The following is a 20032-nucleotide window of genomic DNA, read 5'->3' as shown; positions in this document are numbered from 1 at the left end:
GTGCCGGTGCTGATTTAATAGGTAATATCGTCAAAAATGACCGGGATTTTTCCTTTGAATTCATCGAGGAGCTGCCTGGCCACCTCGACCATCTGGGGGTGTCCGGCAACCGGGGTTCTCAGTTTAAAAAAATGCCTCCATTCACGCAGGTTCATGGTAATAACTATCTCGGTCTTGAGAGAATTGGGCAGCACGCTCCTGGCCTCCTGGGGAGTAGCTCCCAGTTCAAGGAGTCTCAGGTAGGCTTTCTCGGCCTCTTCCATAGCCTTTTTCCATACTTCGTGTTTTTGCCTGTTCTCAGTGCTTTCGGCCTTCCAGAAGCAGGGATCGATGCAGGTTATTTCATGGCCGAACTTGTTCTTGCTGTAATTACAGTAACGTGTGCTTTCCTGGCTGTAACTGGCTATCCTGTGCCTGACTATTTCATGACTCACACCCCGGTCGCAGATGACTCTGACCGTAACTTTCTCATGCTCCAGCACGGTTTCGTGGCCGTGCTCGATGAGAAATTTCACAAACCCCTGAGCAGAATCAGTGGTAATCTTTCCTTCACTTTTATAGCAAGTCCGTCCATATTTTTCAAGTTTTTTCAATATTTCCTCGCCATTAATGGTATCTTCAATCATTACACAAGGCGGTATGATATTCATAAAGAACCTCCTTGAATATATTCGCTATAAGATATGCCTGGAATAAAATCCTGCTCTCACGGCCCTGCTCTATTATACCAAGATGGCCATCTTCTTTGAACCTGTAAAATTATTCACTCCGGGACTCTGCAAAAAATTTAATTTGTGCCGATATTCTGGAAGGAAGGTAAGTCGTGGATTTATTGTCACTTGACACTGTTTTATTTAAAATAGGGGAGAAAAATATAACCTAGGTTATTGAAGGAAAGGAGAAGGTCATGAGAAAGACTCGTTTAATGACTCTCAGTGTGGTTTTTGCGCTGATAGCAGTATGTGGACTGATAGTATTCTGTACGTCGGGGGTGGCGAGGGCAGGCAGTCAGATCACCTTCGCTGATTCCCGGCTGGAGAGAGCGGTCCGTGAGGCCCTCGGAATAGCCGAAACAGAGCCGATTACCAGGGAAATGGCCCTGACCCTCACTTTTCTGGATGCCTCTTCGCGGGGGATCGAGAGGCTTGATGGTCTGGAATACTTTACGAATCTGACTGATTTGAATCTTTCGAATAACAAGGTTCAGGTTGTTGTTCCCGTATCCGCCCTGCGAAACCTTGCACGGCTGAGTCTCTGGGACAACTATATCAACGAGATCGGCTCGCTGAGCAGTAATACCAACCTGACCTGGCTGGATCTTGGAGCTAACTTTATAGAGAACATCGATGCCCTGGCTGAGCTTGCAAATCTGGAATGGCTGAACCTTGAGAATAACTTTGTCAGCGATATAGCTCCCCTGGCTGAGCTTGCCAACTTGCAGTGGCTGAACATCCTGAACAATATGATAGAGAACATCAGCGCCCTGGATGAAATTCCCGGCCTGGCATGGCTGAACAACCTCCCCTGGACGGGCGGCGATGGCACCTATCTGGACCAGATAAGAATCATCCTTGAAAATGGTCAGGAATGGATGGATAACTGGCGGATTTTTGTTGATGGTTTTGCCGATTTACCCCGGCTTGGTGAGTTATCGATCGTTCCCTATTGGCAGGGCGGCCAGTTCATGGAAAACGTCGGCATCTTGAATGATTATTGGAGTGCCCGGCTGGATCTCTGGAGCGATACCATCAACGGTTTCCGGTCCCTGGCCGATGATGTCCGCCCGCTCAGGGCAGGTTCATTTGAAGGCAGCTCTCCAGAAAATGCCAACCCCCTGGCCGGTAACTGGGCAGCCCGGCTTCAGGAGTTTCGGGCCAGAATCGTCAACAGACTCGGTTCCTGGTCCGTTTTCAGCGATCAGCCCTGGTCATCGTATCGACCGGGAAATGGTAACTTGCGGCAACTTTGGGAGACTTACCTGAGCAACCGGACCAATAATAACAACGATACCAGGAATACCGATGATGATGACGAAAATAACGGGGATGATGGTGATGACGGAGATGATGGTGATAATGGTGATACCGGCAATGACCCCTGCTATCAAAGCACGTATCAGGGATATCGTCCGTGAGCAATAATCAGCAGAGTCCCCCTGCTTTGCCCTCTTCCCCCCTGGTGAGGGAGAGAGGGGCAGGGTAAGGGGGGAGTGAACGGTTAGGTAACAGGGGAGGGTGGAGCTTTCCAGCTCCATCCTCCTCATTCTAGCGGATGGGAAAAGGTTCATTTTTGCTGAACAATATCCTCGACGGTTATTGCCGGATGCCGGTACCTTTTCCGTCCGGGGGTATTCTTTCCACACTCGACAGCTTCCTCCGGACACCATTGCAGGCAGGCCAGACATCGCTCGCAGTGATGCTGCCACTGCGGCCTCCCTCCCTTCATGACAATGTTATTTACCGGACAGACTCTGGCGCAGATCCCGCATCCATTGCATTTTTCATTCAACCAGAATTCGCTGTCCCCTCCAGGGAACCGGGGTATGCCTTTCCGGTAAATGAGACCGGAAAACAGCAGATTCACCAGGAAGGAGTTCGACTCAATCCTTGCCGTCCTGCCTTCTCTGATTGTTTCCGCGATCTTCTTCAGTCTGGCTTCTGCCTTTGAGAACAATTTGGTTTGCCTGTTTTCGGGAATCGCCCCATACAACGGGGTATAGTTACCCGGCAATTGCACACTGAATCCTGCCGATAGCTTCAGTCCTTTTTCTTTGAGCAGATGATCCATCTGTTTCAGGGTCGCTGCGGGAAATCCGCCACAGGTAACCAGACCGAAGATATACGCACATCTTTCCACTACCAGCTCGTGGATAAACCGGGGAACAATCAACGGCAATCCCCAGGCATACACGGGACAGACAATGCCTATCCGGTCGGCTGAAACAGGTATGGGGCCGCCTCTTTGCACAAATCTTGCGATTGGCCAAAGCTCCGTTGAACCCAGTTCCCTTGCCACATCCCTGGCCAGCTTGAGTGAGTTTCCCGTGCCGGTAAAATAAAAAAGGATCGTTTTCACCCTGTATCCTCCCTTTTTTAATCAAGGTATTGTTTGGTTAGCCAAAGTATATCAGTTCTTCGGAAAAACGTGAAGCCTTTGGCTGATCTGTCGCGCCCAAAGATTTTCCTTTCCGATATTACCAATCAGAGCAGACAGGAAAAGAGAATATTCTCAGAAATTTTTCCACAGCGGGTAAGGGCCCGATGTTTTAGGAGGTTTAATTATGGATGTGATTCAGGCTGTCAAGGAAAGACGCTCAATCAACTTTTTTGAAACCGGGCAGGAGCTTCCTGATGAAAAGCTCAGGGAACTGCTTGAGATATCAAACCTTGCACCTTCCTCATTCAACCTTCAGCCGTGGAAACTGATCGTGGTGCGAAACCCCGAAAGGAAGCGCATCCTGCGGCGATGTGCTTTCAATCAGCGAAAGGTTGAGGATGCGGCGGCAGTGCTTATCATTGTGGCTGATCCAAGCGGCGTTGAAGAGAACGTGGAGAGAGTTTTGGATAGCTGGGAAGAGCTGGGATATATGAAACCTGATGCCAGAAAAGGCTATGTCGATATGATCCAGAATCTCTACGGTCCGGAGAATAGTCTCAAGAGGAAATTTTTTGCCATCAAGAACGCCTCCCTGTTTGCCATGAACCTCATGATTACAGCCAAAGGACTCGGTCTTGATACTCACCCGATGGATGGATTTGACGAGGATAGTATAAAAAAAGAATTCGATATTCCCCCTGACAAGGTCATCCCGATGATTATTGCAGTCGGCAATCTGAAGTCAGGGACTAATCTTCTGCCAAGGGCATTCAGGAGGAAGATCGAGGAATTTGTGAGACTTGGCTCTTATTGAGGGAGTGGTCAGTGGCCAGTGGTCAGAAAAGAACTGAAAACTGATAGCTTTTGATCAAAGGTAAAGCCGTGATCAAAATATTCGTCTTGGCCAGCGGAAGATCAGGAACGCAGTATCTGTCCAGCCTCTTTCAGGATAATGTGAAAAATTGCGTCAGCAGGCACGAACCATACCCCAGCATGTTTGGGAAGCCGATTTACTGGTATCAGGAAAAGAAATTTGATGATATACGAAGGCTTTTTGCAATAAAGCAGAGAAGAATCAGCCGCTGCCGGGCGGATGTTTACCTCGAAACGAATAATGCCTTCCTGAAATCCTTTTCCGACATTGCCATGGAATTTTTTCCTGACCTGAAGCTCATCCATATCATCCGAAATCCGCTGGAGGTGGCCAGAAGTCAGCTCAACAGGCATATCTGGCTGAATAAAATACGTCTTCCTCTCAGAAGATATTACCGGGGTGATGACGGAAAGAAATACTTCCGGTGGACACTCACGGGAAAAGAGGATATTTTTCAGTCAGTCACCCTCGATGCGCTTACGCCGTACCAATACCTTGTGCTTCAATGGATCGAGATCGAAAATAGAGCAATCAGATTTTTGGATACCTATAACAAACACTCCGAGTGCTACACGCTGATGGCTCCCGGTGATCTTAATAACGGCGAGGTTATCGGGAACCTGTTCCGCTTCTTCGGACTGGAGCGGAAAGACGGGAGGATAAATTTCCGGGGAAAGAAGAACGGGAATAAGATACCGACCGTGGTAAGTGAGGAGGACCTTCGGCAATTCAGGCAGGTGATCGGCAGCCTGCCTGACTCCTGCCTGAGAATATTCCGGAATGCACCCTACACAGGATGCGAGTGGGCAAAACTGCTTGTCGAGAATGCAGGAGTCGCAGGTCAGGAGTCAGAATAAAGGCTGTCTTTTCTTCTGACTCCTGGATTCTGACTCCTGAGCAAAAGGTTCAATATTCACCCGTTCGCAGTATACCTACATACTTCCGCAGCATGTGCATTTTCCGGCATCTTGTGCCTGCGGCCTTTATCGGGCGCTCAGGAGCGAGGGGCGAGAGTGGAAAAAGTATTTATGGCAATGAGCCGATAACAAAGTGAAGGGGAATTCCTGGAATTTATTTTTTGCGCGGTGTTGGTTATGGATGATGGTGCAGCCTCATAACGGGAAGAATAACTAACCAGGTGAAGGATGTGATGTGAATTTGGGCGCCGACCTGTCATCACCGGAGATTCAACCGTCCGATATCTTGCAGGCCAGCCTTGAGCCAGTCATTCCTGATGAAGTCAAATATTTCGAAGAGGTCGCCCGACAGGAAAAACGGCTGCGGAATTTTGAAAAAGCCGGTAATATGTTCATGAATCTGGCCAGTTGGTACGAGAGCCAGAACGAGTGTACCCTGCGGAAAAAATGGGAACGGGCCGGACACTACCATTTTATGGCCGGAGAATGCCTGGTCCGCTGTGCTCAGGACAACATTGCCTCCCAAAATAAAAACTGGCACGAATTAGCCAGCATGGAATATGCCCGCTCGGTTGAATGCTACTTGAAAAACCCGGAAGATGTCTACTTTCACCGGGAAGCATTTAACCTGGCGATTCGGGAATTTAAAATGATTCCCCGGGGACAGGGTCTGCTCTACAGCCAGATCGAAGAGGCCGAGCGGATCAGCAGGCACCTGATTGACATGACCTACAAAAAATTCATAGCCATGCTGGACGAAATGACCTTCTCCAGGGACAGCGACCAGTTGACCATTGAATATTGCCATTGGAAAGCCATTCAGACCAAGAACAAGGGGCTGAAGATCTGGTACTGGTTCTGGGGCATGACAAGCAAGTACGGAACCAGCGTGACCAGGTGGATACTCTGGATGCTGTTCGTCATCAGTCTCTTCGGCGGATTTTACTACTTCACCGATATGGCCATCAATGTTCCCCTGACCGGGTTCGATAAAGTAGTCCAGTGCTTCTACTTCAGCGTAGTTACCGTAACTACGCTGGGATATGGCGATATTTATCCTAAGACCAGCTTTGGTATGGCATTAGTCATTGTCGAGGTATTCTTCGGTCAGTTGATGTTCTGGGTGATGATGACCATTCTGGCCAAGAAGATATTCCGGTAAGAAAAAGAGTAAAAATGACCTTGACCCATGTAAATTTTATTGCGTATAATATGAGATATTTCAAGAGATGGAAATATCAGCAGAAGATTCAACAAAGGAGAGAAAGGTTCAGAATAGATGAAAAATATTCTCCCTAAAGCCACAGATGCATTTAAGACGACTTCCGAAGCACTCAAAAGAATAACGCTGGCTGATATTTACACAAGAATTGATTCCATAGGTAATCAGCTCAATGCCAGGATCGACGCACTGGGTGAGAAGTTTGACCATCGCTTTGATATACTTGACAGGAAAACAGATACCCAGATCGGCCAGGTTAGACAGGAAATTGGTCAAGTCAGACAGGAAATTGCCCAGGTAAGCCAGAAGAACGATATCCAGATCGGCCAAGTCAGACAGGAAATTGCTCAGGTAAGGCAGGAATTCGGCCAATTAAGTCAACGGGTAGATCTGATTAACCAGCGCGTAGATCAAATAAATCAACGATTCGACACCGTTATGCAAATGTTGGTTGAAATAAATAAGCAGGTAGTTGAATTAGCCAAAAAAAGCCAGTAGTCATATTTCACCCCCCAATAAGCTTCTGCCATTTCTTGAGAAGCCTGAGTGCCTCCTGAGCGGGAAGTTTCCCAAGGTCCAGGGCTCGAAGCTCTGCGGCCACATATTCTTCCGGAGCGGTAAAGAGAGACAACTGCCGTCCCTTTCGGAGCTGGCCTTTTTGAAAGGCGGATGTCTCGGCGGCAGCCTCGACGTTATGCTTTTCCAGGGACGTGAGGATCTCTTTGGACCGCTCGATTACCTGCGGAGGAAGCCCGGCCAGCCGGGCTACGTGAATGCCGTAGCTTTTATCCGCGCTGCCGGCCATGATCCGCCGCAGGAAAATCACCTCATCGTTCCATTCCCGGACAGCCACGCTGTAATTCCGGACCCTGTCCAGGGAATCAGCCAGCCGGGTCAGCTCATGGTAGTGGGTGGCAAACAGGGTTTTTGCTCCTACCTTTTCGCTGTGCAGGTACTCAGCCACTGCCCAGGCAATGCTGATTCCGTCAAAGGTGCTGGTCCCCCGGCCGATTTCATCCAGGATAATCAGGCTGCGGCTGGTGGCATTGTTCAGGATGTTGGCGGTTTCATTCATTTCGACCATGAAGGTACTCTGCCCCTTGACCAGATTGTCGGACGCGCCTACCCGGGTAAAGATCCGGTCCACCAGGCCGATGACCGCCTCTTTGGCCGGAACGAAGCTGCCCAGGTGGGCCATCAGGGTGATCAGGGCCACCTGCCGGATATAGGTTGATTTTCCAGCCATATTCGGGCCGGTGATAATCAGGAGCTGGTTTTTCTCGTCATCGAGGCTGGTATCGTTGGGCACAAAGCGTTCATCCTTTGACAGATGCTCCACGACCGGATGACGGCCTTCGACGATCTGAATGGCTGATCCGGCATTGACCGTCGGCCTGACATAGTGATACCGGCAGGCAGCTTCAGCCAGAGCAGCCAGAACGTCAAGCCTGGCCAGGCTCCGGGAGGTTTCCTGCATCCGGTTCACCTGCGGGGAGAGCCGGGCCAGAAGTTCCTGGAACAGGGATTTTTCCATCTGCACCATTTTCTCGTGGGCGGTCAGGACCCTGGTCTCGTAATCCTTGAGCTCGGCAGTGATGTAGCGCTCTCCATTGGCAATGGTCTGCTTGCGGATGTAGTTGTCCGGGACCAGCCCCAGATTGGCTTTGGTCACTTCGATGTAGTAGCCAAACACCTTGTTGTATCTTACTTTCAGCGACGAGATGCCGGTCTTCCGGCGCTCCTGGTTTTCCAGCCGGGCAATCCAGTTTTTGCCCTCGAAGGCAAGCTGGCGAAGCTCATCCAGCTCAGCCGAGTACCCTTCCCTGATAAGGCCGGTATCCTGCGAGGGTGGGGGCGGGGGATCAGCCAGGCTTAAGGTAATCCACTGATAGACATCCTGAAGCTCATCGCACGATCCGGCCAGAGAGGCCAACAGGGAGGAGGCAGGCTCTTTGGGCAGCAGGGCTTTTATCCGGGGAAGGAAAGCGATCGAATTTTTCAGCGCGGTCAGGTCCTGGGCCGAAGCGGAAAAGAGGGCAATTTTTCCGGATATCCGCTCAAGGTCATAGACCTTTTTCAGCAGCTCCCGCAGCTGCTGGCGCAGACTCTGTCGGCTGGCCAGAAACTCCACAGCCTCAAGCCGCTGGTTGATTGCCTCAACCTGGAGCAGGGGGTGGAGAATCCACTGCTTGAGCGTGCGTCCTCCCATCGAGGTCTCGGTCAGGTCGAGAACGGCCATCAGGGAGCCGCCTTTTTTGGCATCCTGCCAGGAAGAGACCAGCTCAAGATGCTGCTGGGTGGCGGCATCGATGATCATATACTCGCTCAGGCTGTACCATTGGGGCCGGCGCAGGTGGGAGAGATCGCGCTTTTGGGTTGAGCGCAGATAGGAAATGGCTGCGGCTGCCGATAAAATTGCCAGACTGTTTCCCTCACAGCCAAGCCCGTCCAGGGAGTGGACCATGAAATGCTCCCGCAGGCATTTGCGGGCGCTCTCCTCCCGGTAGCGGTCATCATCCCGGTATTCGAGGCGGATGCGGGGAAGCCCGGCCCACAGCTTTCGGAAAAGATGATCTTCGGCCAGGGAGCGGGGGACGATCAGCTCCCGCGGGGCTTTGCGAAAAAGCTCGGTTTCAAGCTTCTGATACCAGTCCGGCCCCTGGTATTCGGTTATCCAGAGCTCGCCGGTCGAAACATCGGCAAAGGTCAGTCCGAGGCCGGAAGACTTGACGGCCAGGGATCCCAGAAAATTATTCTCTTTTCCTTCCAGCAGGTTCGAATCGGTGATCGTGCCGGGGGTAACTACCCTGGTCACTTCCCGCTGGACGATCCCTTTGGCCTTTTTCGGGTCCTCCACCTGATCGCAGACAGCCACCGTGTAGCCTTCCCTGATCAGCCGGGCAATATAGCCTTCCGCTGCATGATAGGGCACTCCGCACAGAGGCACGGCATTTTCCTTGTTCCGGTCGCGGCTGGTCAGAGTAAGCTGAAGTATCCGGGAGGCAACTTCGGCATCCTCGCCGAACATTTCATAAAAATCACCCAGCCGGAAAAAAAGAATCGCCTCACGGTACTCCCGCTTGATCCGGGTGTACTGCTGCATCATGGGAGTCAGAGCCGCATCTTCGGCAGCGGGCAGACATGGTCCGTTTGTCTCATCATGCGTGGTCTGATTGGATTTCAGGTTGTCAATCATGGTTGTGTCTGGTTTCTTTTGTCTTTAAAAGTGTCGGCGGAAAACGGCAGGATTTTATATCTGGTGAGCCACGTAGCTGTCCCATTCCTTGCACTGCGGGCACTTCCACTGGATCTGGGAGGATTGATAACCACACTTTTGACAGGAAAAAACTTCGTTTTTATCCATGATCTGTTCTATAAGGTGTTGATATTCCCGAAGAGCCTCATCCTGACGGTTGTCGCGGATCAACATTTCGGCCAGCGTGGAGCGAAGGGTCAGAGACTCGGGGCAAACTTTCAGCCCCTCCTGCAGTTCTTCGATTGCTCTGGGTATGAGCCCTTTTTTATAGTAATAATCAGCCAGGATAGCCCTGGTCCGGGTATCCTGGGGACGACGGGTTAAAATTTCCTGGTAAACTGATTCTATGCTCTCAAATCTTCCCTTCTGGAGATAAGCCTTTTCCAGCAGCTTGTGCACGCCGAAGGAATGCTGGTACTGATCCGAGGAGATGATTTTATTGAAAATGGCAATCGCCTTGGCTGGTTTATCCTCGGCCAGATAAATGTCTCCCAGGATAAGATATGCCTCGGTGCAGTCTTTGTCCAGGCTGATTGCTTCTTTCAGTTTTTTGATGGCCTGAGTATAGTCGTTTTTCTGATAAGCCACCTTACCCATTTCAGTCATAAGGTGTGCTATCCGGGAGTAATTACTGGAAGCTCCTGCAAGTTTCTGAATCTGTTTTTCCATCTGGTATGCGTTTTCCCAGTCTTTTCCTTCCTCGTACAGCTCTTCCAGCAGCCGGTAGGCCTGCAGGTTATCCTCGTCATGCTCCAGGACTTCCTGATAAACCTTGATTGCGCGGTCGATAAACCCGCCTTTCTGGTAGTCAAGTCCCAGGTTCATGAGAGCGGATATCCGGAATTCCCTGTCCAGTGAAGGCCGTAAGAGAATACTCTGGTGAATCTGAGTCGCCCGTCCGACCTCTCCCCGCTCCCGAAACAGGTTGCCCAGATCCTGGTAAATTTCAATGGTATTTGAATCGACCTGAACCGCCCTGGTGAATTCGGCAATGGCCTTATCCGGTTGATTGGAAATGATGTATTTGAGTCCCCGGATATAGGCGTCGCGATCGTTCTGGCCGGTCTTTTTTTCCGGCGATGGCTTTTTAGCTATGGTCCACCCCAGCCAGGCTCCAAGAGCCAGGGAGATGGCAGCCGTGAAGTAGATAGATACATTGTGCATTGTTTCTCTGCCTCAAGTGTCCTTTCCAATTCGTTCAATGGCCTTTTCATCGGTAAGCGGCAAGTTCCGGAGGGAATTCAGTTCCCTTTCCATCTGGGCACATCTTCGGCGCTCCGCTTTCAAGGTCCTCTTCAGGTTAAAGTTCTTGACGAATGAAGGTATGCTCACCATCAAGGCACCAAAAAAGAGACTGCCCAGAAGCAGGAGAATCACCGGGATCTCTATGGTTTGATACCGATAATACTGGATTTGATAACCCTGCCTGACAATCCAGTCATTTTGCCTGACAAAATCGACACTGACGATAACTATAACCACAACCAGCAATATTTTAATAATATGCATTATCTCCACTCCCAACCCTGTCCATTTCTCTATTTCCAGCTTTTTCGTTATCGAAAGAGAGGTTTCAGGATATCATAGGTGGTATCCAGATGCTGAGGCAGCACCTTGATATCCGCTAAAACCGGCATGAAATTGGTATCTCCGCACCATCTGGGTACGATGTGGAGGTGAAGGTGATCGGCAATTCCGGCCCCGGCCACGGCCCCGACATTCATGCCAATATTATATCCATCAGCCTTCATGGCCTCCTGCAAACAGGCCACGCTCTTTTTGGTCAACGTCATGATCTGGAAAAGCTCTTCCGAAGATAACTCTTCCAGACTGGCTGCATGACGATACGGAGCTATCATGAGATGCCCGTTATTATACGGGAAAATGTTCATGATAACGAATCCGAGCGTATCACGAAATAAAATATAATTTCCCCTGTCTTCGCTCTCTTGTGCTTTTTCACAAAATATACAGCCACTTTTCTTCTCGGAAAGAATATACTGCATCCTCCACGGAGCCCAGATTTTTTCCATAGGTATTCTTTCTCCTCTCTTGAGCAAGCGGTATAATTCTAATCGATTTTGCCAATCTTGTCAAACAATTACGAAAGGCAATCAAGATTGTGATTTTTATACATTTTCAGCATTTGAACAAGAAGGCCGAAGTCTTTCGGCAATTTTTTACCGAAAGTTTTATTACTGTCAAGAAAATAAACAGGAGGTGTTTTCCTGCCCTTCGCCATCCCCGCCTATATATCCCTTTATATTCCGGGTGATAAATCCTGCTGGTAGATTCGCCAATATTTGGCATAAAACTTGCTTGCTAAAATGGGAAAATGTCTGATACAAATCAATCACCCGAATAGTGTTCTTCGAGGAGGCTCTATATTATGGGATATCCGGAAATCAACACCATCCTGAACTTCTGCCGGGAATACTTTCTCAACCGCTACAATGACAGTCTTTCTGACCAGGAGTTTCAGGAACGATCATTGAATCTTCTTGAGAGACTGCACAAATACTGTCAAGGGGAGACGGTCTATGTCATGGGGGAAATGGCCCGTTCAGATACCCCTCCCAATTACGACTGGGTAATGAAAAAAGTGATTCGCCCTCTCTTAAAACAGTAGAGGATTACATCTGCCCTATGAAGGGGCTATGAGAATCTGTTCGGGTAATGTATTTATCTCAAAAATCACCCAACACAAACTGAAGGATGCTGAGAAGGGCCAGGGACGCTGTTTCCGTTCTCAAAATGCGGGGACCAAGGTGAAGGGTTTCAAACCCTTCCTGTCTGGCCAAAGTGACTTCATCCTCGGTAAACCCCCCTTCAGGACCGACCATGACAGATATTCCTCCGCTGCCACATGGCCGTCTCAAGAGATCGGCCGGAGTCAGTCCTGCTTCCTGCTTTTCCCACAGGAGTATCCGGAGGCCGCTTTGCCGTGCCTGGTGCAAAGATTCCTGAAAGGTGCACAAAGGGAAGAGATAAGGGATGTCGGGCCTGCGGCACTGCTTGGCAGCCCGCAGGGCTATGCGGGGCCAGCAGTGAGCTTTCTTTTGCCTGCTTTCCCTCTCCTCCAGCGAGGTGGACCGCGCCGATTTGAATGGGGCGATGGCAGAAACCCCAAGCTCGGTGGCTTTCTGAATGATCCATTCCATCCGCTCCCTTTCGGGCAGGGCCTGGTGGAGGATAATTTCCCTCCCGGTCCCGACAGGGCCATCCCCTCTGGCAAAAACGTGAATTCTGGCCCCTTCAGCCGACAGGTCGAAAATCCGGGCACGGTAACTGTGCAGACCCGCATCCATGACCGTGATGATTTCCCCCCTGCGCGGCTCCCACAGTTGCAACGCCTTTCGGGAAGGGCCGGTCAACTCGTAGTCGCGGTCCAATTGGATGTCACAAGCCAGAATGATTCGGGATTCCCCTCTATTCATGTTGTCGGCTGGCTCAGGCATGGCGGCTGGTTGACGTGCCCCTTGAGTGCTGGACCTGCCGCAGTATCCCCCGCAGGATTCTTACTTCCCTGCCGGTGACGGCTTTCCGGCGGATCATTTCCTTGAGTGACAGCATCATGTGGCGGGAATTTTCCTCGGTTATAAATCCAATCTCCGTCAGGACCTGCTCAAGGTGAAGGAAAAAGCCCTGAAGATCATCCTGGGAAGCCATTCTCGGCTGATGCGGCTGGGTGTTAGACCGATGATGACAGCCTTCCTGAAAAACCTTGAAAAGCTCCCAGGCTACAACCATGACCGCCTGAGAAAGGTTCAGCGAGCAAAAATCCTCCTGGGTGGGGATCGTGACCGCCTGGTGGCAGAAGCTCATCTCCTGCGTGGTCAATCCGTATTTTTCCGATCCGAAGAGAAAAGCTATCCTGTTCTCCTGACTCAGGGAAACAACGGTCCGGGCAATATCCTGGGGAGAGGAGACGGTCTTCGCATACCGCCTTCTGCGGGCAGTAGTGCCCACAACCCAGGTAATGTCTGAAAGGGCCCCCTCCAGACTGGCCTCTACTCGTGCCTGCTCGATCAGGTCCTCCGCTCCGCAGGCCATCTGAATAGCATCAAGCCAGTTCACAGGGCGGGGGTTGACCAGCCGCAAATCCCGGAACCCCATATTCTTGAGTGCCCTGGCCACGGCTCCGACATTGCCGGAATTTTTGGGCGAAACCAGCACAAAGGCAATATTTTCCGCAAGCATAAAAATATCCTTTCCCAATTATACCAATGTTGGTATATCATATCATAAATTATCAGCAGGAGCCAGGGAGTAGGGAGTGGTCAGTGGCCAGTGATCAGTGGCCAGTGGTCAGTGGTCAGTGAAGAGGAGTCAGCAATTGCAGACCGTTATCGGAGACAGCTCATCTTTAATCTATTTGAGCAAGGCCTCACTGCTGTGCACCTATGCGCAGCTTGTCCGCCTGATCGCTTCTCCCCAGGTTTACGAGGAGTGCACACGGCACTCATGCTCAGAAGATGCCCGGCGGATCCGCGACCTGGTTCAGGAGAAATGGATAGCAATCTGCCCGGTCCCCGAAGTGGACCAGCTTGCCCTTCCGCATTTGGGAGCAGGGGAAAAGAGTACCATCGAGCTTTATTATTTCCTGAAAGCGGATTCGGTCATGGTTGACGATCGCAAGGCCATCAAGGTCTGCATGAAACGCCGGATTCCTTTCCTGTGCGCAATCCTGGTACCGGCGATACTCCAGCAAAACCATCTGCTCAGCGGCCCGGATGAAACCGACCGGCTCATTGAAAAGATCTGTCAGATTGGCAGGTATGGTAGATGGATTATCCAGTATGCCAGAGAGAACAAGCCGCAGCCAAATTGCCAATCTGGATTATAACCCCTAGTATTTTGGAGAGCTTGGAAGAATATGAAATGGTTACAGTTAACAGTACCGATTTCCGGTGAGATTGAAGATGCCTGTGTTAACCGGGTACAGGAGCTGGGGGCTACGGCGGTGTTTACCGATTCCCTGCCTGACAGTTCACTGTCCCTTGTGCATGGAATATTTCCCCTTGATGCCGATCAGTCATGGATTCTGCAGTCCATGCAGGTCTATCTATCCTCTTTGCGGGACCTGGGGTTTGATGTTCCCGATCATGAGTCTACCCTCCGGGAGATTGACGAGGATGAATATCTCTACCAGTGGAAAGAATTTTTTCAGCCGATTCACTTCGCCGATACCCTGGTTGTCGAACCTGTCTGGGACCAGGGCCATGCCCGGACAGGAGAAAAGGCAATCATAATCGATCCGGGCATGGCTTTTGGTACAGGACAGCACTTCACTACCCGGTTCTGTCTTCAGTGGATTTGTGAGCACAGGGAGCGGCTTGGCAGCCTTATCGATATCGGCTGCGGGTCGGGAATCCTGTCCATTGCCGCATCAATACTGGGAGTAAAGCGAGTCGTAGCCCTGGATCATGATTTTGCGGCCGTGCAGGCGGCGAAGATATGCCTTGAGCTCAACAAGGTCCGGAACAAAATCTTCCTGATCACAGCCGATGTTCTGTCCCTCCCGCTCAAGGGCAGTTTTGATGCCGTAATCGCCAATCTCCATACACCCCTTTTACTCCAGGCCAGAGAGTCGCTGGAATCGCTCCTCAATCCCGGAGCATCTCTTGTCCTGACAGGTATTGGATATGCCAGACAGCAGGAAATCCTCGACCGGTATTCGGGCCTTCACCTCCGGGAAATGCATGATGATCCGCACAAGGAGTGGGTGGGGATATGGTATGTTAAGTGACAGGAGTCAGGAGTCAGGAGTCAGGAGTCAGGAGTCAGAAGTCAGAAGCCAGGAGCCAGAAGTCAATTGCTTATACATGGCAATCCCCCCCACCTGACATCCCCCCTCAAGGGGGAGAGATATAACTTCCTGTAAATTCAATGCATTAACCAAAAATACCCCTTGTGAATCCTCTCCCCTGAGGGGAGAGGGGAAAAATGTCCCATGAGAAAGGGGTAAATTTTACCCTCAAGTCAATGCTACTGAAAGCCCCTTGGCTTTTAAAAGAAGTTATCAGTTATCAGTTTTTTCACTGGCCACTGACCACTGGCCATTTATCGCTCTCTCCTGGCTTCTGACTTCTCTTCACTGCCCATTCCCCTTTCCCCCTGTTTTCCCTGGCCTTCCGAGCACATGGCATAAACATTGCTTTTCTTAATAAAGTGTAAATTTTATGTTATAACAGTAAAACGAGGGAATGGGAATGGCGATTCAGTACCAATGCGATGAGGTTTCCAATATCCTGGGGAAAAGCGAGAAGATCCGAGAAATTTGCCGGTTGATTGGAGTGGTTGCCAAGACCAAGGCTACGGTTTTGGTACAAGGAGAGAGTGGAACAGGAAAGGAACTGGTAGCCAACGCCATCCACGCTCACAGCCTGCGGGCTAACAAGCCATTCATCAAAGTGAATTGTGCGGCTCTCAGCGACACCCTTCTGGAAAGTGAACTCTTTGGTCATAGGAAAGGGTCTTTTACTGGTGCTTTTGAGAGTCGAAAGGGCAGATTTGAACTGGCTGACGGTGGAACCATTCTTCTGGACGAAATCGGGAATATGTCGTTCCCCGGACAGGCCAAGTTGCTGAGGGTCCTGCAGGAGGATGAAATTGTCCCGGTTGGTGTATCAACTCCGATCAAAGTGGATGTCCGTGTCATTGCCACGACAAATGTTATGCTGAAAAAAGCTTCGGAAAACGGCGCGTTCCGGGAAGATCTCTATTACCGGCTGAGTGTGGTCACTATTTTTCTGCCTCCACTTCGCGAACGCAAAGAGGATATCCCGATACTGGTAAACCGGTTCATTCAACTGGATCATTGCCGGGCAAATCGGAAGGTCAAAAGAGTTTCCACCGAGGCAATGGACATCCTTGTGTCCTACAATTGGCCGGGAAATATCCGTGAATTGAAGAATGTGGTTGAAAACGCCGTTATTATGGAAAGCAGCGATACCATTCAGGTCCAATCCCTGCCTCATTATCTGCTCACGGAAAATCGGCAGAAAACGATACCTCCTGAACATGAGTTTAATTTGAAGATGCAGTTGAAGACCTACGAACGGCAGCTCATTCTCAAGGCCCTGAATAAGGCCAATTGGGTAAAGACCCGGGCTTCCAAACTATTGGGGATCGATCAACGCAATCTCAGCTACTTTATCAAAAAACACCATATTCTCGATCCTGAAGAAAGAAAACGGGCCAGGGGAAGTCTGAGCAACTCTTCCATAGATTCTATGAAGTGATTCATAAAAATACCGGAAGGTAAAAATAATTGTAAGACAATTAGTTGGCTTTTCCATTACCGGCAGGTGGTTTTTGTGCTCCATAAAAAAGGTAAATGGCAGGCCGATTTATTACTCTATTTCTGTGAAAAAGAGCAGGGCTTTCTTAATAAGATGTTTGATTACAACATGTTATATAAATATCGTGCGAGATGAGAGGATTGGTATCTCAATTGCACAAGAGAAGAAAATGTATGGCTAAGGTAAAATGAGTATCCCTAAGAAACATCTGGATTAAGAACCTTGCTATTTAACATCCCCCCCAATGGGTAGGCCGGTAATCTACCGGAAGAAGCGGCCTTACGGCCGCTCCTACCCATTGCCCGTTATGACAAAAAACTTAGGAGGATGATTTTATTATGGGGGATCTGTTAATTTTACTGGTTAGTAAAGATTCCTTCGCGGATTACATTTGCAACTATCTGCTCATGGATGGGCACTATGTTGATATTGTCGAGAATGTCGAGGCGGCGGAGTTTATGGTCCAGGTCCGCAAGTACGATCTCCTCATCCTCAGCTCCAATGTCAAAAGAGAGGAAGAGGTGGCGATTACCAGGCAGATGCAACGACTTGACCCCTCACTTAAACTTCTTTTTCTCTTTCGGCTGCTGACGCAGAAGGCCATAGAAATCTCTCAGCAGGAGAAGCCGAATGCCTGCCCGATAAAAACGCTTATCCTGGAGTGTCTTCCTGTCCTGATCAAAGAGATTCAGCTTACGAAAGAATTTGAGAGCGATTCACCGCCCAATACTATGCCCAATGATCGAAGGAAAGAGATCAGAGCATCGACGAAAATCCTGGTTAAGTATCATTTCAGCGACATCTACGACAGCTTTCAGGAGGAGATGATTTCCAAGGGGATGGATTTGAGCAAGGACGGCATTAAGCTGGTAGTAAATGATTCGACCAGGATACTCCCCTATGTTACGCTGAATATCCTGCTCCCCTTTTCCGCAGACCCGATCCATATTCTGGGAGAAATCAAATGGGCCAGGGGGCACCTGCGCTTCCCCTGGAAGGACGTAGGAGTCAAATTTTTTAATATTAAAACCGAAGATATCCATCGAATTACGGATTATATCAATCTTGCTTTCCGCAAACCCTTCATCCACTGATCTCTCATCCTGAGCATCGTTTCTTTTCGAGCCGGTCCTTTTCAATAAATCATCGGCTCTGGCATCTTGATTCAAGAGACAAAAATCGCAAGTAGTATAAATTTTATTGCTTTCAGAGGGTGAAGTCTATGTCAGCAAAGTTATCGTGTTTCCAATATGTTAAAGCATTCCCCCCTGCTATTTTTCATATGCCCTGTGCGTCAAACCGGTTTTTATACCGGCTACCGACCGGCTGAGAGAGCAGTTATCGGTCCAGAGCCCCATTCGTGTTGTGAAATCCCGGCTTATGGTACTCGAAGCCTTTCCCCTTGTTTTCAGGTAATTCTCTCGGTTTTCAGGTAATTCTCTCGCTCTTTAAATCCTCTGACAGCATGGGTAACAGACGAAATCTGCCCTGCCGGGAAATGCGGTCTCAAGAGACTTTTTCGTCCATGGCATACACTTTGCACTTCTCTTGAGGCAAAATGAACAGACAAGAGGAAAAAAGGAAAACCGAATCAACTGAGCTCAACCGAGTATGGGGAGGAAATATTGACTCAAAGGGGGGATATGCAACCAGCCAAAGCAGTGGCTGTTGCTCTTGGTATTGTGCTGGCAGTCTGGCCCGTAACCTGTCTCGCCTATTTCGGGCTTTACGGTGGTTATACCGGCTATGCCTCGCCATACCGGAGTTACGGGTATCCTTATTCCTTCGCTGCCAGTCTCGGTCTTGGGTATTTCGGATCGGGAGTCGGCGGCCTCTCCGGGCTGTATGGTCTATACGGCCTGAGCGGTCTCAGTGGTCTGGGATTGTCCGGCCTGGGATTTTACGGCCCCGGTTTATTTGGTACGGGATTGTACGGTCTCGGTTTATACGGATCGGGGCTGTACGGTCTGGGGACCCTTGGGTTATACGGCCTGGGTAAACAGAACGGGTTGCAGAGCCTGTCCGGTCTTTTCGGATCTTCCGGATTGAATGAGTTACGCTCCTATGGACTTCAACTGCTGGCCAGTGGAGGACTGGGAAACCCCGGATGGCAGTCTTTACTGCTGGCAGCCATGTTCTCTTCTCCGGTCCCGGAGACTGTCCAGACAGCCAGTACGGCTGCAACCGCCACCGCGGATGCGGTTATAACTGTCCCGGTAATATGAAAATTTTCCTGTCAGGATCGGGAGATGGTCTTTTCGCAAGGGTAGGCTTTGGGGGGAATTTGGGGGGAAATTCAGGTTCAGGGAATAAAAAGGATCATGTCAGGAAGATGAGGATCGTGTAGGCAATAGTAAACATCGCGCGTTAAGAAGACATTGTGGTAAGAAGATTGCGTTAGGGGTAGATTAAAGAATTTCAGCAGGGTCAGGGATCGGTATGAAACTCCCCCCCAACCGGTTCCTGATACCGGGAGGGGTTGCATCCAGGTTTTAGCTTCTGAGCTTTATCACCGGATGCAACCCCTACTCAACTGGTTCGCGAAAGATGGTCAGGCAAGATCGAAGACGCTGAATATGTGCTGGATCGATATTCTGGATAGGCATTGCTGAACAGATGACTCCAGAGGCGCAAATTGAGGAGATCTTCGATGTTGACTCTGAGTAGAAAAACCGTGATGCGCATGCTTACTCTTGCTATCCCAGTAATACTGGTGATTGCTTTTTCTGCCACGGGGAAATTGCTACTACGGCCTTTATGGGGGAGAATATTATGGAAGCGGTCTTTATAGCTCTGGCTGGTACGGTCTGAATGGATTCACCTCCGGGTTATACGGAGGATACGGCCTGGGGTTATATGGATTATCCGGATTGTGTGGGGTGGGCAGTTTATATGGCGGACTCTACGGATTGAGCGGGTTATTCGGGTTGAGTGGACTCTACGGACTGGGCGGACTGTACGGACTGAATGGGCTGTACGGACTTGGGCGGATTATACGAATTGGAAAGACTCTTCATACTGCAAGGGCAATCTGACTTACCGGGCTGGACCTCCTTATTGAAGCAGCTGTCTTCTTCCGATACGACTACTGCCAATTCCTTATAATTTATGAGATATGAGCCAATGCAGTATCCATAATGATTACAATCCGGTCTCTCATGAAAATGCTCTTCCCCGGTTTCGGGGGAGAGCATTTTGCTAGAGGGGGAGCTTTTTCAAGGAGTCAGGAGTTACTACCCTATGGCGCTCAGCAAAATTGACCCATGTGCGCTCAGATAAATTGGACCGTTCATCCACACTGTAAATCGATAAGCTGGGTATGAAGCAGGAGTTGTAGATGTGGATAGAGGTGAGGGATGAGGT

Annotated in this window: 20 protein-coding genes; 12 read left to right on the top strand and 8 right to left on the bottom strand. The window is 49.9% G+C overall.

What is annotated here, in order from left to right:
• Window positions 1–14: 14 nt before the first annotated feature.
• A complete protein-coding gene (gene thyX, locus AB1611_13945) occupies window positions 15–650 on the bottom strand; it encodes an FAD-dependent thymidylate synthase (GenBank protein ID MEW6380693.1) in 636 nt (211 codons plus the stop codon).
• 257 nt (window positions 651–907) lie between these two features.
• On the opposite strand from thyX, the gene AB1611_13940 reads away from it, so the two are divergent.
• Window positions 908–2134, top strand: a complete 1227-nt coding sequence (locus AB1611_13940) for a hypothetical protein (protein MEW6380692.1) — start codon at window positions 908–910, stop codon at window positions 2132–2134.
• Between the two features lie 149 nt (window positions 2135–2283).
• Here the strand turns inward: AB1611_13940 and AB1611_13935 are convergent, their stop codons facing one another.
• Window positions 2284–3075 carry an EFR1 family ferrodoxin gene (locus AB1611_13935; GenBank protein ID MEW6380691.1) on the bottom strand — a complete coding sequence of 264 codons (792 nt, stop codon included), beginning with the start codon at window positions 3073–3075 and terminating at the stop codon, window positions 2284–2286.
• 205 nt (window positions 3076–3280) lie between these two features.
• On the opposite strand from AB1611_13935, the gene AB1611_13930 reads away from it, so the two are divergent.
• From AB1611_13930 to AB1611_13915, 4 genes are all read left to right on the top strand, one after another.
• A complete protein-coding gene (locus AB1611_13930) occupies window positions 3281–3910 on the top strand; it encodes a nitroreductase family protein (protein MEW6380690.1) in 630 nt (209 codons plus the stop codon).
• Window positions 3911–3960: 50 nt separating this feature from the next.
• Window positions 3961–4827, top strand: coding sequence for a hypothetical protein (locus tag AB1611_13925; GenBank protein MEW6380689.1), 867 nt, complete (start codon window positions 3961–3963; stop codon window positions 4825–4827).
• Window positions 4828–5122: 295 nt separating this feature from the next.
• Window positions 5123–6049, top strand: coding sequence for a potassium channel family protein (locus tag AB1611_13920; protein ID MEW6380688.1), 927 nt, complete (start codon window positions 5123–5125; stop codon window positions 6047–6049).
• Between the two features lie 117 nt (window positions 6050–6166).
• The gene (locus AB1611_13915; GenBank protein ID MEW6380687.1) at window positions 6167–6607 is read left to right on the top strand and encodes a hypothetical protein; all 441 of its coding nucleotides are present in this window, start codon (window positions 6167–6169) and stop codon (window positions 6605–6607) included.
• 7 nt (window positions 6608–6614) lie between these two features.
• Here AB1611_13915 and mutS read toward each other — a convergent pair whose 3' ends face one another.
• The 4 genes from mutS to AB1611_13895 are packed head-to-tail and all read right to left on the bottom strand — an operon-like array spanning window position 6615 to window position 11398.
• Window positions 6615–9305: a DNA mismatch repair protein MutS gene (gene mutS / locus AB1611_13910; protein MEW6380686.1), complete on the bottom strand. Its 2691-nt coding sequence runs from the start codon at window positions 9303–9305 to the stop codon at window positions 6615–6617.
• Window positions 9306–9359: 54 nt separating this feature from the next.
• Entirely contained in the window at window positions 9360–10529 is a 1170-nt protein-coding gene (locus tag AB1611_13905; protein ID MEW6380685.1) for a tetratricopeptide repeat protein, read from the bottom strand.
• Window positions 10530–10541: 12 nt separating this feature from the next.
• Window positions 10542–10874, bottom strand: coding sequence for a lipopolysaccharide assembly protein LapA domain-containing protein (locus tag AB1611_13900; GenBank protein ID MEW6380684.1), 333 nt, complete (start codon window positions 10872–10874; stop codon window positions 10542–10544).
• Window positions 10875–10921: 47 nt separating this feature from the next.
• Window positions 10922–11398: an HIT domain-containing protein gene (locus tag AB1611_13895; GenBank protein ID MEW6380683.1), complete on the bottom strand. Its 477-nt coding sequence runs from the start codon at window positions 11396–11398 to the stop codon at window positions 10922–10924.
• Between the two features lie 356 nt (window positions 11399–11754).
• Between AB1611_13895 and AB1611_13890 the strand changes: the two genes are divergently transcribed.
• Window positions 11755–11994, top strand: a complete 240-nt coding sequence (locus tag AB1611_13890; GenBank protein MEW6380682.1) for a hypothetical protein — start codon at window positions 11755–11757, stop codon at window positions 11992–11994.
• Between the two features lie 58 nt (window positions 11995–12052).
• Here the strand turns inward: AB1611_13890 and AB1611_13885 are convergent, their stop codons facing one another.
• Together AB1611_13885 and AB1611_13880 are read right to left on the bottom strand one after the other, a co-directional pair.
• Complete coding sequence (locus AB1611_13885) at window positions 12053–12823, bottom strand: 16S rRNA (uracil(1498)-N(3))-methyltransferase (GenBank protein ID MEW6380681.1); 771 nt, start codon at window positions 12821–12823, stop codon at window positions 12053–12055.
• Window positions 12816–13565, bottom strand: a complete 750-nt coding sequence (locus AB1611_13880; protein ID MEW6380680.1) for an RNA methyltransferase — start codon at window positions 13563–13565, stop codon at window positions 12816–12818. The genes AB1611_13885 and AB1611_13880 overlap by 8 nt, the downstream gene beginning before the upstream one ends.
• Before the next feature lie 97 nt (window positions 13566–13662).
• On the opposite strand from AB1611_13880, the gene AB1611_13875 reads away from it, so the two are divergent.
• From AB1611_13875 to AB1611_13850, 6 genes are all read left to right on the top strand, one after another.
• Complete coding sequence (locus tag AB1611_13875) at window positions 13663–14211, top strand: hypothetical protein (protein ID MEW6380679.1); 549 nt, start codon at window positions 13663–13665, stop codon at window positions 14209–14211.
• Window positions 14212–14241: 30 nt separating this feature from the next.
• Window positions 14242–15114: a 50S ribosomal protein L11 methyltransferase gene (locus AB1611_13870; protein MEW6380678.1), complete on the top strand. Its 873-nt coding sequence runs from the start codon at window positions 14242–14244 to the stop codon at window positions 15112–15114.
• A gap of 463 nt (window positions 15115–15577) precedes the next feature.
• Window positions 15578–16609 (top strand): sigma 54-interacting transcriptional regulator, encoded by a 1032-nt coding sequence (locus tag AB1611_13865; protein MEW6380677.1) that lies wholly within the window; start codon window positions 15578–15580, stop codon window positions 16607–16609.
• Between the two features lie 398 nt (window positions 16610–17007).
• The gene (locus tag AB1611_13860; GenBank protein MEW6380676.1) at window positions 17008–17763 is read left to right on the top strand and encodes a PilZ domain-containing protein; all 756 of its coding nucleotides are present in this window, start codon (window positions 17008–17010) and stop codon (window positions 17761–17763) included.
• Window positions 17764–18312: 549 nt separating this feature from the next.
• Complete coding sequence (locus tag AB1611_13855; GenBank protein MEW6380675.1) at window positions 18313–18894, top strand: hypothetical protein; 582 nt, start codon at window positions 18313–18315, stop codon at window positions 18892–18894.
• 492 nt (window positions 18895–19386) lie between these two features.
• Window positions 19387–19704 carry a hypothetical protein gene (locus AB1611_13850; GenBank protein MEW6380674.1) on the top strand — a complete coding sequence of 106 codons (318 nt, stop codon included), beginning with the start codon at window positions 19387–19389 and terminating at the stop codon, window positions 19702–19704.
• Window positions 19705–20032: the final 328 nt, after the last annotated feature.

It is taken from the genome of bacterium (assembly GCA_040755755.1).
In the GTDB taxonomy this organism is placed as follows: Bacteria; SZUA-182; SZUA-182; order DTGQ01; family DTGQ01; genus DTGQ01.
Note: the sequence above shows the minus strand (reverse complement) of the source record. Positions and strands in the feature narration are given on the sequence as shown.

Bases quoted from the DNA above. Each gene is read 5' to 3' on its own strand.
- thyX (MEW6380693.1), bottom strand. From the start codon at position 650: ATGAATATCATACCGCCTTGTGTAATGATTGAAGATACCATTAATGGC.
- AB1611_13940 (MEW6380692.1), top strand. From the start codon at position 908: ATGAGAAAGACTCGTTTAATGACTCTCAGTGTGGTTTTTGCGCTGATA.
- AB1611_13930 (MEW6380690.1), top strand. From the start codon at position 3,281: ATGGATGTGATTCAGGCTGTCAAGGAAAGACGCTCAATCAACTTTTTT.
- AB1611_13915 (MEW6380687.1), top strand. From the start codon at position 6,167: ATGAAAAATATTCTCCCTAAAGCCACAGATGCATTTAAGACGACTTCC.
- mutS (MEW6380686.1), bottom strand. From the start codon at position 9,305: ATGATTGACAACCTGAAATCCAATCAGACCACGCATGATGAGACAAAC.
- AB1611_13905 (MEW6380685.1), bottom strand. From the start codon at position 10,529: ATGCACAATGTATCTATCTACTTCACGGCTGCCATCTCCCTGGCTCTT.
- AB1611_13900 (MEW6380684.1), bottom strand. From the start codon at position 10,874: ATGCATATTATTAAAATATTGCTGGTTGTGGTTATAGTTATCGTCAGT.
- AB1611_13895 (MEW6380683.1), bottom strand. From the start codon at position 11,398: ATGGAAAAAATCTGGGCTCCGTGGAGGATGCAGTATATTCTTTCCGAG.
- AB1611_13890 (MEW6380682.1), top strand. From the start codon at position 11,755: ATGGGATATCCGGAAATCAACACCATCCTGAACTTCTGCCGGGAATAC.
- AB1611_13885 (MEW6380681.1), bottom strand. From the start codon at position 12,823: ATGCCTGAGCCAGCCGACAACATGAATAGAGGGGAATCCCGAATCATT.
- AB1611_13880 (MEW6380680.1), bottom strand. From the start codon at position 13,565: ATGCTTGCGGAAAATATTGCCTTTGTGCTGGTTTCGCCCAAAAATTCC.
- AB1611_13870 (MEW6380678.1), top strand. From the start codon at position 14,242: ATGAAATGGTTACAGTTAACAGTACCGATTTCCGGTGAGATTGAAGAT.
- AB1611_13865 (MEW6380677.1), top strand. From the start codon at position 15,578: ATGGCGATTCAGTACCAATGCGATGAGGTTTCCAATATCCTGGGGAAA.
- AB1611_13860 (MEW6380676.1), top strand. From the start codon at position 17,008: ATGGGGGATCTGTTAATTTTACTGGTTAGTAAAGATTCCTTCGCGGAT.
- AB1611_13855 (MEW6380675.1), top strand. From the start codon at position 18,313: ATGCAACCAGCCAAAGCAGTGGCTGTTGCTCTTGGTATTGTGCTGGCA.